Origin of the sequence: Kitasatospora sp. NPDC094015, from assembly GCF_040304075.1 — a bacterium.
GTDB lineage: Bacteria > Actinomycetota > Actinomycetes > Streptomycetales > Streptomycetaceae > Kitasatospora.
In genome coordinates this window covers 16,298-32,549 of record NZ_JBEOUL010000016.1, presented here as the reverse complement: position 1 = coordinate 32,549, position 16,252 = coordinate 16,298, and the positions used below count along the sequence as shown (strand labels likewise).

The 16,252-nt window shown below is 74.6% G+C and carries 18 protein-coding genes; 9 read left to right on the top strand and 9 right to left on the bottom strand.

The genetic code is table 11. The annotated features are described in order from the left end of the window. Positions 1 to 420, bottom strand: coding sequence for a hypothetical protein (locus tag ABT014_RS20075; RefSeq protein ID WP_350640331.1), 420 nt, complete (start codon positions 418 to 420; stop codon positions 1 to 3). Between the two features lie 130 nt (positions 421 to 550). Here ABT014_RS20075 and ABT014_RS20070 point away from each other — a divergent pair, with 130 nt between their 5' ends. Then, positions 551 to 1,150: a TetR/AcrR family transcriptional regulator gene (locus ABT014_RS20070; protein WP_350640461.1), complete on the top strand. Its 600-nt coding sequence runs from the start codon at positions 551 to 553 to the stop codon at positions 1,148 to 1,150. A 46-nt stretch (positions 1,151 to 1,196) separates the two neighbouring features. Here the strand turns inward: ABT014_RS20070 and ABT014_RS20065 are convergent, their stop codons facing one another. After that, positions 1,197 to 1,793, bottom strand: a complete 597-nt coding sequence (locus tag ABT014_RS20065; RefSeq protein WP_350640330.1) for a TetR/AcrR family transcriptional regulator — start codon at positions 1,791 to 1,793, stop codon at positions 1,197 to 1,199. 91 nt (positions 1,794 to 1,884) lie between these two features. On the opposite strand from ABT014_RS20065, the gene ABT014_RS20060 reads away from it, so the two are divergent. Together ABT014_RS20060 and ABT014_RS20055 are read left to right on the top strand one after the other, a co-directional pair. Continuing rightward, positions 1,885 to 2,373, top strand: coding sequence for a nuclear transport factor 2 family protein (locus ABT014_RS20060; RefSeq protein ID WP_350640329.1), 489 nt, complete (start codon positions 1,885 to 1,887; stop codon positions 2,371 to 2,373). Beyond that, positions 2,370 to 3,224, top strand: coding sequence for an NAD(P)H-binding protein (locus tag ABT014_RS20055; protein ID WP_350640328.1), 855 nt, complete (start codon positions 2,370 to 2,372; stop codon positions 3,222 to 3,224). Before ABT014_RS20060 ends, ABT014_RS20055 begins: the two co-directional genes overlap by 4 nt. 30 nt (positions 3,225 to 3,254) lie before the next feature. Here the strand turns inward: ABT014_RS20055 and ABT014_RS20050 are convergent, their stop codons facing one another. Together ABT014_RS20050 and ABT014_RS20045 are read right to left on the bottom strand one after the other, a co-directional pair. Beyond that, on the bottom strand, positions 3,255 to 4,004 hold the full coding sequence (locus ABT014_RS20050; protein ID WP_350640327.1) for a class I SAM-dependent methyltransferase: 750 nt from the start codon (positions 4,002 to 4,004) through the stop codon (positions 3,255 to 3,257). 57 nt (positions 4,005 to 4,061) lie between these two features. Continuing rightward, entirely contained in the window at positions 4,062 to 4,658 is a 597-nt protein-coding gene (locus tag ABT014_RS20045; protein WP_350640326.1) for a TetR/AcrR family transcriptional regulator, read from the bottom strand. A gap of 166 nt (positions 4,659 to 4,824) precedes the next feature. On the opposite strand from ABT014_RS20045, the gene ABT014_RS20040 reads away from it, so the two are divergent. After that, positions 4,825 to 5,784, top strand: a complete 960-nt coding sequence (locus ABT014_RS20040) for an alpha/beta hydrolase family protein (protein ID WP_350640325.1) — start codon at positions 4,825 to 4,827, stop codon at positions 5,782 to 5,784. A 72-nt stretch (positions 5,785 to 5,856) separates the two neighbouring features. On the opposite strand, the gene ABT014_RS20035 is transcribed toward ABT014_RS20040, so the two are convergent. Continuing rightward, complete coding sequence (locus ABT014_RS20035; RefSeq protein ID WP_350640324.1) at positions 5,857 to 6,549, bottom strand: GntR family transcriptional regulator; 693 nt, start codon at positions 6,547 to 6,549, stop codon at positions 5,857 to 5,859. A gap of 95 nt (positions 6,550 to 6,644) precedes the next feature. Between ABT014_RS20035 and ABT014_RS20030 the strand changes: the two genes are divergently transcribed. Together ABT014_RS20030 and ABT014_RS20025 are read left to right on the top strand one after the other, a co-directional pair. After that, positions 6,645 to 7,178, top strand: a complete 534-nt coding sequence (locus ABT014_RS20030; protein ID WP_350640323.1) for a YbhB/YbcL family Raf kinase inhibitor-like protein — start codon at positions 6,645 to 6,647, stop codon at positions 7,176 to 7,178. Between the two features lie 34 nt (positions 7,179 to 7,212). Next, positions 7,213 to 8,115, top strand: a complete 903-nt coding sequence (locus ABT014_RS20025) for an SCO6745 family protein (protein ID WP_350640322.1) — start codon at positions 7,213 to 7,215, stop codon at positions 8,113 to 8,115. 36 nt (positions 8,116 to 8,151) lie between these two features. Here ABT014_RS20025 and ABT014_RS20020 read toward each other — a convergent pair whose 3' ends face one another. The 3 genes from ABT014_RS20020 to ABT014_RS20010 are packed head-to-tail and all read right to left on the bottom strand — an operon-like array spanning position 8,152 to position 11,716. Further along, entirely contained in the window at positions 8,152 to 9,111 is a 960-nt protein-coding gene (locus ABT014_RS20020) for a TolB-like translocation protein (RefSeq protein WP_350640321.1), read from the bottom strand. Positions 9,112 to 9,140: 29 nt separating this feature from the next. After that, the gene (locus ABT014_RS20015) at positions 9,141 to 10,403 is read right to left on the bottom strand and encodes an MFS transporter (RefSeq protein ID WP_350640460.1); all 1,263 of its coding nucleotides are present in this window, start codon (positions 10,401 to 10,403) and stop codon (positions 9,141 to 9,143) included. 2 nt (positions 10,404 to 10,405) lie between these two features. After that, positions 10,406 to 11,716, bottom strand: a complete 1,311-nt coding sequence (locus ABT014_RS20010) for a discoidin domain-containing protein (RefSeq protein ID WP_350640320.1) — start codon at positions 11,714 to 11,716, stop codon at positions 10,406 to 10,408. Positions 11,717 to 12,206: 490 nt separating this feature from the next. On the opposite strand from ABT014_RS20010, the gene ABT014_RS20005 reads away from it, so the two are divergent. The 3 genes from ABT014_RS20005 to ABT014_RS19995 all read left to right on the top strand — a co-directional run bounded on the left by ABT014_RS20005 (position 12,207) and on the right by ABT014_RS19995 (position 15,286). After that, positions 12,207 to 12,878, top strand: coding sequence for a DUF1062 domain-containing protein (locus tag ABT014_RS20005; RefSeq protein WP_350640319.1), 672 nt, complete (start codon positions 12,207 to 12,209; stop codon positions 12,876 to 12,878). Positions 12,879 to 13,106: 228 nt separating this feature from the next. Continuing rightward, positions 13,107 to 13,910: a glycerophosphodiester phosphodiesterase family protein gene (locus ABT014_RS20000; RefSeq protein WP_350640318.1), complete on the top strand. Its 804-nt coding sequence runs from the start codon at positions 13,107 to 13,109 to the stop codon at positions 13,908 to 13,910. Continuing rightward, positions 13,907 to 15,286 (top strand): MFS transporter, encoded by a 1,380-nt coding sequence (locus ABT014_RS19995; protein ID WP_350640317.1) that lies wholly within the window; start codon positions 13,907 to 13,909, stop codon positions 15,284 to 15,286. The genes ABT014_RS20000 and ABT014_RS19995 overlap by 4 nt, the downstream gene beginning before the upstream one ends. A gap of 54 nt (positions 15,287 to 15,340) precedes the next feature. On the opposite strand, the gene ABT014_RS19990 is transcribed toward ABT014_RS19995, so the two are convergent. Beyond that, a complete protein-coding gene (locus tag ABT014_RS19990; protein WP_350640316.1) occupies positions 15,341 to 16,174 on the bottom strand; it encodes a PIG-L family deacetylase in 834 nt (277 codons plus the stop codon). Positions 16,175 to 16,252: the final 78 nt, after the last annotated feature.

Sequence of the window (16,252 nt, the reverse complement as noted above, 5' to 3'; positions counted from 1 at the left end):
TCACCGCTCGGTGACGTGCATGTCCCCCGCGGACTGGTTGATGCGGGCCCGCCCCGAGGCGTGCGCGGTCATCGTGACCGAGCTTCCGGGCCCGGCGGGCGCGGAGGTCCCGGTCAACTCCTCCAGAAGGGACCGGAGTTGGGTGGACGCGCCGGGGTCGGCCGCGAGCAGGCGGCGCAGCCGGGTCCGCCATTCGTCCACGATGAGCTGCTCCGTGTCCGCGTCTCCCGCGCGGCGGGCCTGCGCAGCCTCCTCCCGGGCCTCGTCGAGCTCGGCGAGCACCGTCTCGGCCCGCTCGGGGTGCCGGCGTCGCCAGAGGTCCCCCACGGCGAGCCGGACGCGCTCCCACGCGCTGGTGGTCACCTGCTGGACCAGTGCCGCCGCGGCCACCCCGGCCAGCGCGCTCATCTCCGCGTCCATGTTCTTCCCCCCGTTGTTGCGGCCCTGCCGGAATGGTGCCCCGTCCGCCCGCCCCGGACACGTCACCACGGACGTGGTACCACGGCCGGGGTAGCATGGGCAAGTGTCCGATGGTCAGGAGGAGTTGATGATCAATCAGGTCCGCCGGGACCGGCTGCGCGACGCCGCCGTCGAGGTGCTGTCCGAGGAGGGCGGGCGCGGCCTCACGCATCGGGCCGTGGATGCGGCGGCGCAGGTGCCGCTGGGTACGACGAAGAACTACTACCCGACCCGGGACGCCCTGTTGGGTGCGGTCGCCGCGCGGTGCGCGGAGCAGTACCGCGCGGTCGCGGCGCAGCTGGTGGCAGTCGGAGCGGCGTCGGGGGGCCGGGACGGACTGGTGCGGATGCTCCGCGGGCTGCTGGCGAACGTGGCCGGTCCCGGCCGGTCCAGGATGCTCGCCTATCGCGAGCTGCAGGCCGACGCGGCCCGCCGGCCCTGGCTGGCGGGCCTCCTCGACCCGATCTCCGCCGCCGACTTCACCGGATTCGAGCAGGCCCAGCGGGCGGCCGGGCTGCCCGTCACGCGGCAGCGGGCCGCCACCGTCACCCTCGCCCTGCACGCCGCCGTCCCGCACCTGCTGGACGCGGGCCCCGCCACCCTCGCCGCCGCGGGCCTCGACGACCTGGACCGGTTCGTCCGGGACCTGCTGGACACGGTCTACCCGGACGGGCCCGACGGAGGGTCCTGAGGCGCCGATGCGCGGCCCGCGCCGCGCACCCGCTGTCGGGAGGGCGCTACCCGGCCCCGCCGATCACCCGGGCGGTGAACTCGGCCAGCCCGCTGCGCAGTTCCTCGCGGGTGGCGTCGCCCGCGCCCGCGAGGTGCTCGACCAGGTCGGCCCGGGTGGCCGCGAGCAGGGCGTGGGCGGTGAAGTCGTGGGCGGTCGTGCCGGGGGCGGCCCGCAGCAGGCCGGCCAGCAGCGCGTGCCAGCGTTCGTAGTGCGCGGCGCGGTACGGGCTGTCCGCGCCGGCCCCCTCCAGGGCGAGGGCCAGGTGGCGGTTGTCGAGCTTGAAGCAGAGCAGCGCGTCGAGCAGGGCCGCTACCCGCTGCGCCGGCGGGGTGGTCGGCCCGAGCGGGGGAGGGCCGGTCTCGACGGCGTCCGTCAGCGGCCCGAGGCGGCTCTCGTGCAGCGCGCGGATCAGGCCGGTGCGGTCACCGAAGGCGCGGAACAGCGTGCCCTTGCCGACCCCGGCCGCGGCGGCGATGTCGGCCATGGTGATGTCCCCGGGATCCCCGGCGCCGGCCACCGTGCCGGCGAACAGCCTGTCGGCGGCCGCGAGGGCGGCCGCCCGGTTGCGGGCCGCGTCCTTGCGTGGCGCGCGCTCCGGCATGACGACCTCCAGTTGCAATCCGGACCAGCGGTCCGTATCGTCCGAATGGAAGCGGACCGCTGGTCCGTATCGTACGGGACGGAGACACCCCATGCCCACGAGCGCACCCACATCCACGAGCACCCCCGCTCCCACTGACGAGCCCGGGTCGGCCGGCCCCGGTCGCTCGGCGGAGGAGCTGTACCGGCACAGCCTGCGCCTGCTGCTCGACAAGGACATCCCCGGCTGGATCGGCCTGTGGGCCGCGGACGGCGTGATGGAGTTCCCGTTCGCCCCGCCCGGCTGGCCCGGACGGCTCGACGGCCGGGACGCGATTGCCGCGTACATGCGCGACTACCCCGACCACATCGACCTGCACGACTTCCCCGACCTGCGGATCCACCGGACCGCCGAGGAGGGCACCATCGTGGTCGAGATGCGCGGGGTCGGCACCCTGGTCGACAGCGGCGCCCCCTTCGACATGCGGTACATCGCCGTGGTCACCGTCCACGACGGGCGGTTCAGCTCCTACCGCGACTACTGGAACCCGCTCGCCGTCCAGCAGCCCGGCGTCGACTTCACCGCAGGGGGTGCCCGATGAGCGCCACCCTGGTCGTGGGGGCCACCGGAACCACCGGCAGCCGGACCACCGCGCAGCTGGTCGCGGCCGGGCACCGCGTCAAGGCCGCCGGCCGCCGGGCCACCCCGCTCCCCGGCGCGGAGCCGGTGCGCTTCGACTGGTACGACCCCACCACCCACGACGACGCCCTCGACGGGGTGGACCGCCTCTACCTGGTCCCGCCGGTGGGCGATCCGGACCCGGCCCGGGTCATGCTGCCCTTCCTTCGCTCGGCCCGCGCCGCCGGTGCGCGCCGCGCCGTGCTGCTCAGCTCCTCGGCCGTGCCGATGGGCGGCCCGGTGGTCGGGGCGGTGCACGAGGCGCTGCCCGGGATCTTCGACGAGTGGGCGGTGCTGCGCCCGTCCTGGTTCATGCAGAACTTCACCGGCGCGCACCCGCACGCCCGCAGCATCCGGGTGGAGGGCGTGGTCCGGACCGCGACCGGCAGCGGCCGGGTCGGCTTCGTCGACGCCGAGGACATCGCCGCCGTTGCCGTGCGCGCCCTCACCGACGGCGCCGCCCCCGATCACGACCTGGTGCTGACCGGGCCGCAGGCGCTCGCTTACGACGACATCGCCCGGATCGTCGCCGAGGTCACCGGCCGCCCCGTCGTCCACCGGCACCTGACGCCCGCGGAGCTGCGCGACCGGCTGGCCGCCGAGATGCCGGTGGAGTTCGCCGCGATGCTCGCCGGGATGGACCGGGCCATCGCCGAGGGCGCCGAGGACCGCACCACCGACACCGTCCTGCGCGTCACCGGCCGCCCGGCGCACAGCTTCCGGCAGGTCGCCGAACGGGAGTTGGCGCCGCACGCCGGCCGGGGAGCGGTCTGAGACGCGGACGCCCCGCCCCGCGCGCCGTGATCAGCCGGCGTGCAGGACGAAGAACAGGAAGCTCGGACTGGTCGTCAGCGCGCGGTACTCGTCCGGGAACAGTTCGCGGGCGGCCGGGACCGGGTGCGGCTCGGCCACGGTGGTGATCCGGAAGCCGGCCGCGGTGAACGCGTCGGTCATCGCGTGCAGCGGCCGGTTCCAGAAGCTCATCGGGGCGGTACGGCCGCCCATCGTCCACTCCTCGGTGTAGTGGTAGGTCTCGAAGTAGTCGGTCCGGCGCCCGGCCGCGCGGTGGATGCTGTGCATGGCGAAGGGGTGGTCGACGGAGACGATCAGCCGGCCGCCGGGCACCAGCACCCGGCGCAGCTCGGCCAGCGCCGGCCCCCAGTCCTCCAGGTAGTGCAGCACCAGCGAGGCCACGACGTCGTCGAAGGCGTCGTCCGGGTACGGCAGCGGGGTGCCCAGCTCGGCCACCCGCAGGTCCGCGTCCGCCCCGAGCCGGCGCCGGTCCAGCGCCAGCATCGCGGTGCTCCGGTCGAAGCCGCCGGCGATCGCCCCGCGCTCGCGCAGCGCCGCGAGCAGCGGGCCCGCGCCGCAGCCGGCGTCCAGGACCCGCCGTCCGGCCACCTCCCCGGCGAGCGCCAGGATCGCGGGCCGCTCGTAGTAGGCGTTGTTGATGCCGGTCTCGTTCTCCGCGGAGTACGCCTCGGCGAAGCTGTCGTAGTCGTTGGTCCGGGCCGGGTCGGGACGGTCGGCGGGTTCGTGCGCAGCGGCAGCCATGGGCCGCATCCTGGCACGCCCGCCCCGGCCCCGGCCCCGACGCCGGGGCCGGGGGGGTCAGACCTGCTGCGGCTGCCGGAGCCCGCGCAGGAGCAGGGCGATCAGCCGGCGGGGGTCGTAGCCGGGGTCGTCGTCCTGACCGACGCAGAGGTTGCCGATGCCGCGCATCAGCTCGTACGGCTCCGTGCCCGGCCGGATCTCGCCGGCGTCGGCCGCGGCGTCGAGGAGCTGCCCGCAGACCGGGACCAGGCGGTCGAGGAAGTAGGCGTGCAGCACATCGAAGCCGCCGCCGTCCGACTGCAGCGCGTTGGCCAGGCCGTGCTTGGTGACCAGGAAGTCGACGAACAGGTCGACCCAGCCGCTGAGCGCCGCGAACGGGGAGTCGGCGCCGGCCAGCAACGCGGGGCCGGCTTCCGCGCAGGCCTCCACCTGGTGGCGGTAGACGGCCACCACGAGGTCGGCGCGGTTGGGGAAGTGGCGGTAGATCGTCCCGATCCCCACCCCGGCGCGGGCCGCGATCTGCCGGACCGGCGCGTCGACGCCGGAGGCCACGAACACCTCGGCGGCGGCGTCCAGCAGCGCCTGCTGGTTGCGCACCGCGTCGGTGCGCCTGCTGCGGGCCGACGGCCCCGTGGGGCGGTCCTCGGTGGGCACCACGTTCTCCTCCCGACGGGATTGACGAAGCGGAACGATGTTCCGTATTGTTTAAGCGGAACGCTGATCCGATTCTAGGGCAGTCGGGCGTTCGCCACCCACGTCTCCTCTCCTGCCGTCCGTCCGTCCGGATCCGGCGGCGGGATCGTCGAAGGGTTCATCTGTCATGACCACCTCAAGCTTCGCTGCCGACAGCTCCGTCTCACCTGTCCCCGTCCTCTCCGTCAGTCCCGTCGTGCTGCCGGTGCCCGGCCGGCCGGTCGACCTCCGGCTCAGGATCTCCGCCCCGGTGACCGGCACCGCACTGCCGGTCGTCCTCCTCTCGCACGGGCTCGGCTTCTCGAACCACCTGTCCTCGCTGAACGGTTACGCCCCGATCGTCAACCACTGGGCGGCGCACGGCTTCGTCGTCGTCCAGCCCACCCACCTGGACTCCCGGACCCTCAGCGGGCACCCCGCGCTCCCGGCGCAGACCCCGCCGTGGCGTTCCCGGGCCGAGGACATGAAGCACATCCTCGACCGGCTGGACCTGATCGAGGAGGCCGTTCCGCAGCTCGCCGGCCGCGTCGACCGCGACCGGGTGGCCGTCGCCGGGCACTCGATGGGTGGGCACACCGCGGGCCTGCTGCTCGGCGCCCGGCTCACCGACCCCGCGGACGGGACGGCGGTGGACCTGGCCGAACCCCGGATCGCGGCCGGTGTGCTGCTCGCCGCCCCCGGCCGGGGCGGCGACGCCCTCACCGCCTTCACGGCCGAGAACTACGGGTTCCTGTCCACCCCGGACTTCTCCACGATGACGGCCCCCGCGCTGGTGGTCGCCGGGGACAAGGACGACTCCGCCCACCTGACCGTCCAGGGCCCCGACTGGCACGCCGATCCGTACACCCTCGCTCCGGGCCCCAAGGACCTGCTGACCCTGTTCGGCGCGGAACACGGGCTGGGCGGGATCTCCGGCTACGACGTCGCCGAGACCACCGACGAGAACCCGGAGCGGGTCGCCGCCGTCGCCCGGCTCACCCTGGCCTACCTCCGCTCCCGGCTGTACCCGGGCGACGCCGCATGGTCGGCGGCCCGTGCGGCGCTGGCCGCCGAGCCCGACCCGATCGGCCGGATCGAGTCCAAGTAACCCTGGAATCGGCGCACTTGAGGTCCTCCTCGGCAGCCAGGTCCGGCATTCGCCGGGCCCGGCTGCCGAGGGTCAGGCGTCCCGGGTCGGATCGTCCGTCAGGGCGGCCGCGGTCGAGGTGAGGTGCTGGGTGAGGATCGCGGCGGCCCGGTCGGCGTCGCGGGCCAGGGCGGCCTCCTCCAGCCTGCGGTGCTCCTCGACGCCGTCCCGGTCGGGGTTGCGGTGTGCGGACCACCGGCGGGCCAGCTCGCTCGCCGTCCAGAGCCGGTCGAAGGTCGCCAGCAGGGTGGGGTTGCCGCAGCCGTCCAGCAGGGCGCGGTGGAAGCCTCGGTGGGCCTCGGCCCACGCGCTGCTGTAGTACTCGCCCTCCTCCGGTACGAACGCCGGAGTGCGGGTCAGGCGGTGGTGGGCCGCGCGTACGCGGGCCTCCCAGTCCAGGTCGCCGCGCTCGACGGACATCCGCAGGACGGCCGGCTCGATGGTCCGGCGTGCCTCCGCGATCTCCTGCCAGCGCCGGTCGGAGAACGACGGGACCGCGAACCCGCGGTTGGGCAGCCGGTCCGCGAGCCCCTCGCCGACCAGCCGGACAAGTGCCTCGCGCGTGACGGCCAGGCTCACGCCCTGCGCCCTGGCGAGGTCCTGCGGCTTGAGGGCGTCACCCGGGGCGTGGTCCCCCCGCATGATCGCGGCCCGCAGGTGGGCGTGCACCTGCTCGGAGAGCATCTGCTTCCCGGAGGGTGCCGGGTCGGTCGGCGTGCCAGTCATGAGGGCAGCATAGACGGTCGCTCGGATAATCGATTATCCGTGTTACTGTCGATTTACTTCCTGCCTGGCACCCCGCCCCGAGAGGACCCGTCACCATGCACGCCAACGACCCCTTCGCCCGCCTCCCCGAGGCGGCGAGCTTCACCGTCACCAGCAGCACCGTCGCCGACGGCGCCGCCTGGCCGCCCGCCCAGCACAGCTCCGCCCTGCCCGGCGGGCGGGACGTCTCCCCGCAGCTGTCCTGGCGCGGTGCCCCGGCCGGGACCAGGGGCTACGCCGTCACCGTGTACGACCCCGACGCCCCCACCGGGTCCGGGTTCTGGCACTGGGCGGTCGCCGGTATCGACGCCTCCGTCACCGACCTGCCCGAGGGCGCCGGCGACGAGCACGGCTCGGGCCTGCCCGAGGGCGCCTACCAGCTCCCCAACGACGCCCGCGCGGCCCGCTACCTCGGCGCCGCGCCGCCCGCCGGGCACGGGCCGCACCGCTACTTCGTGGTGGTGCACGCCCTCGACACCGACGCGCTCGGCGTCCCGGCCGATGCCACCCCGGCCGTCCTCGGCTTCACCATGGCCGGTCACACCCTCGGCCGCGCGATCCTGACCGTCACCGCCGAGACCCCGGCCTGAACCGGCCGCCCGACCCCCGGGAAGGACAACCACGATGCTCCACCCCGACATCGACCCCGACATCGACCTCGACACCGGCACCGGTACCGCCGCGGCCCCGCCGGTTCCGGCCGCCGTCCGCGAGGTGAGCAGCGCCGTCAGCGCCGCACACCTGTTCATCTACCTGGTACCGGAGAGCGCCCAGGAGGCGGCGGCGCTCGGCGTGACCGACCGGGGCCCGGCCTACCTGGCCTTCCGGTCGGCCGCGCTGGGCGCGGTCCCCTGGCAGGTCACGCAGGCCGCCTTCTACAACTTCAGCCCCCGCGCGGTCCGGGCGATGGCGGGCGTGTGGGACGCCGCACCGCCGCAGCGGTGGCAGGCCGCCCGGTTCCGGGCCGCCGGGCGGGCGATGCGGCGGGTCGGGGTGCGGCTCCCGGACGAGCGGCTCGCCGAGGCGCGCTCGCTGATCGACCCGGTGGTCGCCGGCGCCGAGTACGCCGGGAAGGTGCTGGCGGCCGCGAACGCGGCGGTGGCGCTCCCGGCCGATCCGCTGGTGGCGCTCTGGCAGCAGCTCACGGTGGTCCGCGAATGGCGCGGTGACGCCCACCTCGTCGTGCTGGCCGAGCACGGACTCGGACCGTGCGAGTGCCTCGTCCTGCACACCGCCACCGGCCAACTCCCGCCCGCCCTGGCACGGTTCACCCGCCGCTGGGAGGACGAGGAGTGGGCCGCGGCGACGGACCGCCTCGTCGCCCGCGGCTGGCTCCGCCCCGGCACCGGGCTCACCGACGCCGGCCGTGCGGTCCGCGAACGGATCGAGGCGCAGACCGACCGGCACTGCGCCGCCCTCTGGTCCCCGATCGGCGACCGGGGCACCCGCCGGCTGGCCGCCCTCATCGCCCCGATCACCGCCGCCTTCACGGCGGCCGGCACCTTCGAGGCGCTCCGCCCGGCGTGACGCCCGCGCGGCAGGGCCCGGCGGCCCGGCGGGCCGTCAGGGGGGCGGCGGTGCCGGGATCCCGACGGGGGAGGAGGCTCCTCGGGCGAGCAGCACCGGTGCGCCGCTTCCGTCGGCGGGGACGGTCCAGAGGTCGCTCACTCCCGAGGTCCCGGCCGGGAGGGCGTACGCGAGGGTCGCGCCGTCCAGCCAGACGGCCTGGTCGTCCACGCTGCGGGTCTCGGCGAGCGGGTGTTCGCGCAGGTCGGCGAGGTCGAGCAGGTACAGGCGCCAGGGCGCGGCCGGGTCCGCGGAGACCTTCTTCTTGAAGGCGATCCGGCTGCCGTCGGGGGAGAGCGAGGGGCATTCGACGTTCTCCCGGAGCGTCCGGGCCGACCAGGCCGCGAGGTCGCCCTCGACCAGGTGGGTCCGGCCGCCGGTGGAGACGGTGGCGTAGAAGCGGTTGTCGTCGGCGGCGAAGCTGACGCCCCAGTAGTTGACGTCGGGGGCGTGGTAGCGGGCGCCGTCGACGGTCAGCGGGATGGTCTCGACCGATTTGACCAGGTAGCCCGTCCGCAGGTCGAGGATCGAGGTCCGGGTGGAGAAGCCGCTGACGGCGTACGAGTCGCCGACGGCGAAGGTGGTCCAGGACAGCAGCTGTCCGGAGGCGGAGACCCGGGCCCGGTTCGGGATGCCGGGCACCGTCACCGTCCGGATCGCGCGGAAGTGCCGGTCGTACACCACGGCCTCGGTCCGGGCGGGGGTGCCGGGCAGCGCGCGCAGGCACAGCGCATGCTCCCCGGCGGCGTGGAACCGGTCGCAGGACGGCCCGCCGGCCGGGCCCGACGCACGGGCGACCCGCCCGGACGCGGCGTCGCGGTAGTAGAGGCCCGGTTCGTCCAGCGTGAACGAGGCATCCGCCGCCACCACCCGGTGGCCACCCCGCTGCCCGGCGCGCAGCACGTAGCCGAGCGAGCCGCCGAGCAGTACCAGCGCGGCGACCACCAGGACAGCCACCCGGGTCACCGTCGCCCGCGGGGCCGCCGTCACGAGGGCCGCCCGTCCGGCAGGACCCGCCGGGCCGCGGCGAGCCCGGCCGCCAGCGCGACCGCGGCCACCGCCAGCGCCGGGCGGGCGCCCCACCAGGTCCAGGCCGCGCCGAAGCCGGCCGCTCCGACCAGCCGGGCCAGGGCCTGGCCGGTCTGGAGCACGGCCAGCCCGCCGGCGCGTCCCCGGGCGGGCAGCGCCGGCCCGGCGAGCGCCATCAGGACGCCGTCCGTGGCGGCGTAGAAGGCGCCGAGGAGCACCAGCACCAGCCCGGCGGTGGCCGGGCCGACCGGGACCAGCAGGGCGAGGTAGGCGAGGAGCAGTGCGCCGTGCCCGTACAGGAACGGGGTCCGCCGCCCGATCCGGTCGGCGATCCGGCCGGCCGGGACGGCGAGCAGCAGGTAGCACGCGGCCGCGCCGAGCGGCAGCAGCGGGAAGAGCGCGGGTGCCAGGCCCAGGCCGCGCTGCAGCAGCAGGTAGAGGAAGGAGTCGCCGATCGTCGCGGCTCCCAGCAGGGTGGCGGCCGCGACCACCCGCCGGAACGCCGGGTCGCCGGGCGCCCGTCGGCCGGGCACCCGTCGGCCGGTCGTCCGGGCGGGCCGGACCGGCTGCGCCACGGCCGGCGGCCCGGCCGCTCCGCCGGGGACGAACAGCACCAGCACCAGCACCCCGAGCAGCCCGACGGCGAAGCTGACCACGAACACCGCGTCGTACGCGTCGGCCGTCGCCCCCAGCACCGCGAGCGCGACCAGCGGGCCGAGCAGGGCGCCCGTGGTGTCCATCGCGCGGTGCACGCCGAACGCCCGGCCGAGCGCCTCCGGCGGTGCGCTGAGCGAGATCATGGCGTCCCGGGGCGCGGTGCGCACCCCCTTGCCGAGCCGGTCGGCCGCCAGGGCGGCGGCGATCCCGCCGGCCGCCCCGCCGGCCAGCAGCAGCCCGAGCCGGGAGAGCGCGGAGAGCAGGTAGCCGGCGCCGGCGACCGTCCGGTGCCGGCCGCCGCCCCGATCGGCGATCCGGCCGCCGAGCAGCCGTACCAGCGCCGTGGCGCCGTTGAACATGCCGTCGAGGAAGCCGAATTGGAGGGGTGACAGGCCGAGGCCCAGCACCAGGTAGAGCGGCAGCACGGCGGTGACCATCTCCGACGAGACGTCGGTGACCAGGCTGACCGCGCCGAGCGCGACGACCGTCCCGGGGACCCGGCGCCCCACCCCGGCGGGGCGGGACGACGGGTCCGAACGGCGGCCGGTGGTGGCCAGGTACATCATCAGTGGCAGCTGTACGTCGGGCTGGTGTCCTCGACGTGGCCGTCCGTCCCGACGTAGGTCCAGCTGTAGCCGGTGTCGGTGAGGTCCAGCTTCAGGACGCCGTAGTCGCCGCTGATCCGCTTCTGGCTGTTGGGCTGGACCTGCTCGATCGGGTAGGGCTCGGCGCCGCCCGTGCCGCCGACGATCTCGACGATCCCGTCGGCGGTGGCCTTCCCGTCCGGGTCCTGCGGGGCGAACCGCTCGTAGTGGTGATCGTGCCCGTTCAGCACCAGGTCGGCCTTGGCGGCGTAGAGGATCTTCCACACCGGCCGGGAGACCGGGTCGTTGCCGTGGCCGCCCGAGGAGTACAGCGGGTGGTGCCAGTAGGCGGCGACGCACTTCCGGGTGTTGGCCGCCAGGTCGGCCTTCAGCCAGTCGATCTGGGCGCTCTGGTCGAAGGCGTTGGAGTCCAGCGCGACGAAGTGCCAGTTGCCCTCGTCGAAGCTGTACCAGCTCTTGCCCTGCGGGTAGGCGATGCTGCCGAAGTAGGCCTTGTACCCGACGAGCGACCCGGCGGGGTCGTACGTCTCGTGGTTGCCCGGCACCGGGTGGGTCTTCGCCTTGAAGGCGCCCCAGCTGGTGTCGTAGTACTTCCGGAAGTCCTCCAGCCGGGCGTCGTCGTACTGGCTGTCACCCATCGTCAGGTAGAACTTCGGGTCGATCCGCCGGGCCAGCGCGGCCGTCGCCGGGTGCGCGCAGCCGGCGTCCGCGGCCGTGCACTGCGCGGCGATGTCGCCGGCGGCGACCACGGTGAACGCCCCGGTCGGCGGCGGTCCGCCGTCCGGCACGCCGTACACCTCCATCTCGAACAGCGAGTAGCCGTAGGAGGTCCCGCGCGCGGTGCCGTACATCCGCACGTAGCGGCCCCTGCCGGACAGGCCCGTCCAGTCGTCGGTGCCGCCGTTGCCGGCCTTCTCCGTGGCGAGCGCCGTCCAGGTGGTGCCGTCCGCGGACACCTCCAGGCGGTACGCCTTGGCGTACGCAGCCTCCCAACTCAGCTTCCCCCGCGAGACGGTGGCGCCCGCCCCGAGGTCCACCCGCAGCCACTGCGGGTCCTTGCCCTCGGCGCTCGCCCACCGGGTGGTGGTGCTCCCGTCGAAGGCCTTGCCCGCCGCGTACGACGAGCCCTCGGTGGAGGAGGCCGTCGCGGCCTTGCCCTTGGAGAGCAGCGGATCGGCCGCCGCCCCCGCCCGTTCGGACCACCCGAGCAGTGCGCCTGCGAGCAGCGCGAGCACGGCGGCGTACCCGGCGATCCGGGCGCGCCTCGTCATGACTCCTTGATGCATTCTCGAACTCCCTGACCTGGCACGGCGAGAGCTGGACACCGGCGCACGCCGAAGCGGGCCGCACCGGAGCGGGCGGTGGCCGCACGCCACCGCGGCGGCCGGGTCAGAGCTCTCGCTGAGCGCGTCACGCCCCATCCGGTGCGGGCGCCGCGCCGAGCCGCCGTCCGGGAGCGTAGTGGAAAGGAAAGTTTCCTACCAGTACTCCCGCGGCTCCGAACCTCCCGAACTCCCGTGCCACCACCAGCCCTTCGCGCGGCGGTAAATCGGTTGCCCGACGGGCCGCCCGCCCAGCACGATCTCCCGCATGGACCTGTAACGGCTGCCACCCGGCACCAGCCAACCGCCGCGCGATCGACCCCGGAGCCTGTCACCTCGGCCCCGGGGCGATTCGACGCGCCGTCGTGTGCATCCGTCCGAGCAGGGGCCGCCCCGACCCGGGGTACGAGCGCGCCTGCCGAGTCCTGAAGGCAACCACATGAATACCGACCGCAAGGCCCGGTGGGCCGTGCGTCAATCCGCCCTGCCCACCGTCGTCCGGCCGTGCCCGGACTGCCCCGCCACCCGCCACCGCCCCACCGGCCGGATCCGGGTCAACGCCAGCGGCAAGCTCCTCGACGTCTGGCTCCTGCTGAGCTGCGCGGGCTGCGACCGGACCTCGAAGGTCCCGGTGCACGAACGCGTCCACGTCTCCTCCCTGGCCCCCGCCCGCCTGGTCGCCTTCGAGACCAACAGCCCTGCGGTGGTACGGGAGTTGACGCTGGACGCATCGCTCGCCGCGCGGAACGGGTACCGCCTCGACTGGACGGGGACCTGGGAGCTGGAGACCTGCGCGCCCGGCTACGCGCTCGACCACCCGGCCCCGCTCACGGTGGCGGTCGGCTTCGAGCTGCCCGTACCGGTCCGGCTGGAACGGCTGCTCGTGCTCGGGCTCGGCGCCAGCCGCACCGAGATCCGCCGCCTGGCCGGGACCGGTCGGCTCCAGCTGCCCGCGGCCCTGAACGCCAAGGCGCACCAGGACTTCGACCTCACCGTCCGACCCTCCGACCCCGCGCAGCACCCCGCCCCGACCGCCCTGCGGGCCGCCCTGCGCCGCCCCCGCCCGGACGCCACCGCGCACCAACTGCTGCGCCCGGCAGTCGGGTTCTAGAAAGAAAGGAAGACCCCGGGGCCTCCTGGCCGCGCGTCCGGCACCAGCTGCCGCCGGCGGGCCGGGGGGCTCCGGGGCACCCGCCCGGGTCACGGCCCCGGCGGCGCGTCGTTACTGCTTGACAGCGTGCGCAATACTGTAACGCGCGCGGTCCGAGATGCCGTCGGAGCGGGCAGCGCTGCCGGGGTGCGGGCCCGGCGGTCCCCACGCAGCAGCTCGGAGCACCACATGCACAGCTTCCTCGACCACGCGGGGCCGCTCGCCTTCGCCCACCGGGGCGGCGCCCTCGGTCACCCCGAGAACTCGCTCGCCGCCTTCGAGGCCGCCGTCGCGCTCGGGTACCGCTACCTGGAGACGGACGTGCACGCCACCGCCGACGGCGTGCTGGTGGCCTTCCACGACTCCCGGCTCGACCGGGTCACCGACCGCACCGGCCTGGTGGCCGAGCTGCCCTGGTCCGCCGTCGGGCAGGCCCGGATCGGTGGCACCGAACCCGTCCCGCTGCTGGAGGACCTGCTCGGCGCCTTCCCCGAGGCCCGGTTCAACATCGACGTCAAGGCCGCCCCGGCGATCGACCCGCTGGTCGAGGCGGTCCGCCGGACGAACGCCTGGGACCGGGTCTGCGTCGGCGGCTTCTCCGACCGCCGGCTCGCCGCCGTCCGCGCCGCCGCCGGCCCCCGGCTGGCCACCTCGCTCGGCCCGCGCGAGGTCGCCCGGCTGCGCCTGTACTCGCTGACGGGCCCGCTGCTGCGCGGCCGCAGGCGGCCGTTCGCGGGCCTGTGCGCGCAGGTGCCGGAGCGCCACCAAGGCGTGCGGGTGGTCGACCGGGCCTTCGTACGCACCGCCCACCGCCTCGGCCTGCAGGTCCACGTCTGGACCGTGGACGACCCCGGGCGGATCAGGGCTCTGCTGGACCTCGGTGTGGATGGCATCATGGCCGATCGCATCGACGTCCTGCGGGACGTTCTCCACGAGCGCGGCTGCTGGACCGACGGCAGCACCGGCTCCGGCCCAGCGATAGGAGCCCCATGAGCACCAAGACCCAGGCACCGGACCACCCGGCGGACGCCACCGACGAGCACGCGCTGCGCCGCATGCAGTTCGGCTGGTACGTCAACGACTGGGCCAACGCCGCCTTCTCGGCCACCGTCCTGACGGTGTTCCTCGGCCCGTACCTGACCTCCGTCGCCAAGGAGGCCGCCGACGCGTCCGGCGACGTGCACCCGCTCGGGCTGTCGATCCGCGCCGGGTCGTTCTTCCCGTACACGGTCTCCTTCTCCGTGCTGCTCTCGGTCGCGGTGATGCTGCTGACCGGCACGATCGCGGACCGCACGGGCCGGCACAAGGAGCTGATGTGCGGCTTCGCCTACATCGGCGCGACAGCGACGATGGGGATGTTCTTCCTCGGCGGCGACCGCTACCTGCTCGGCGGCGCGCTGCTGGTGGTCGCCAACATCGCGTACGCGGTGTCGGTCGCGCTCTCCTACGCCTACCTGCCGGGCCTGGCGGCCCCCGACGAGCGCGACGCCGTCTCGTCCAAGGGCTGGGCGTACGGCTACGCGGGCGGCGGGCTGCTGCTGGTCGCCAACCTGGCGCTGTTCGAGGGCCACGAGGCGTTCGGCCTCTCGTCCGGCACCGCCGTGCGGATCTGCCTGGCCTCGGCCGGCCTGTGGTGGGCGCTGTTCACCCTGGTCCCGCTGCTGCGGCTGCCGTCGCGGGCCGGTGCGGTCGCGGGCCGCGCCGCGGCGCCCACCGACCGTCCCGCCGCCGGCAGCCTGCGCGAACTCGGCCGCACCCTGCGCGGCATGCGCGACTACCCGCTCACCCTGCTCTACCTGGCGGCCTTCCTCTGCTACAACGACGGCATCCAGACCGTCGTCTCGCAGGCCTCGCTCTACGGCAGCGAGGAGCTCGGCATGGACCAGACCTCGCTGGTCGCGGCGGTGCTGATGGTCCAGATCGTGGCGATCGGCGGGGCCCTGCTGCTCGGCCGGATCGCCCGCCGCTACGGCGCCAAGCGGACGATCCTCGGCTCGCTGGTCGGCTGGGTGATCACGCTCGCGCTCGGCTACCTGATGCCGGCCCACCAGCCGGCCTGGTTCTACGCCCTGGCCTGCATGATCGGGCTGGTGCTCGGCGGCAGCCAGGCACTCTCCCGCTCGCTGTTCTCGCACCTCATCCCGGCCGGCCGGGAGGCCGAGTACTTCAGCTTCTACAAGGTGAGCGACCGCGGGACGAGCTGGATGGGTCCGCTGGTCTTCGGCCTCGCCTACCAGCTCACCGGCAGTTACCGTTCGGCGATCATCTCGCTGCTGGTGTTCTTCGTGATCGGCTTCGCCGTGCTGGTCCGGGTGCCGCTGCGGCGCGCGATCGAGGCGGTCGGCAACCCCGTCCCCGAGCGGCTCTGACCGGCCGGCGTCCGACCGGATCCGGTGCTCCCGGTCCGGTCGGACGCCCCGGGATCAGCGCAGCCCGGCGAAGAGGTCGTTCTCGGGCACGGCCGCGCCCGTGGTGTCCTGGACCCGGACGAAGGTCTCCACGCCCATCAGCTCGGTGAAGCGCTCCTTGCCCATCTTCAGGAAGAAGATGTTCTCGCCCTGGCTGGCGTGCGCGGCCAGCGCGTCGAACTTCCGGCCGCCGAACTCGGTGGTGTCCACCCAGGTGGTGATCTCCTCGTCGGGGAGGCCGATCTTGGCCATCTCGGCGGCCTGCGCCGGGTCCGGCTCCTCCCAGTCCGAGTCGAACTCCCGCATGACCTCGCCGAACTTCTGCATCATCGAGCGCGGCGCCGTCGTCCAGTACACCTTCGGCGTCAGCCCGGAGGTCGCCAGCGCCGCCATGGTGATGCGGTTGGCCTGGATGTGGTCGGGGTGGCCGTAGAAGCCGTTCTCGTCGTAGGTCACCACCACGTCGGGCCGGTAACGCTCCAGTAGTTCGGCGAGGCGGGCGGCGCCCTCCGCGACCGGAGTCCCCCAGAAGGCACCGGACGCGTCGTTGGTGGCCCAGCCCATCATCCCGGAGTCGGCGTAGTCCAGCAGCTCCAGGTGGTCGACCCCGAGGACCTCGCAGCTCGCCTCCAACTCCCGGCGCCGCATCGCCACCACGGCCGCCGGATCGTGGCCGGGATCGCCCGGCTTGACGCCGCCGGGGCCGTCGCCGCAGCCGCCGTCGGTACAGGTGACCAGGACGGTGCGGATGCCTTCGGCCGCGTACCGGGCCAGCACACCCCCCGTCCCGGTGGCCTCGTCGTCGGGGTGGGCGTGCACCGCCATCAGCGTCAAGGGCCGTTCAACCATGAAAACCATCCTCCGGTCCGTAATGTGCTCCGCCCCAGTCTGCGACAGCCGGGCGGTCGGGCGCCCGCAATATCGAGG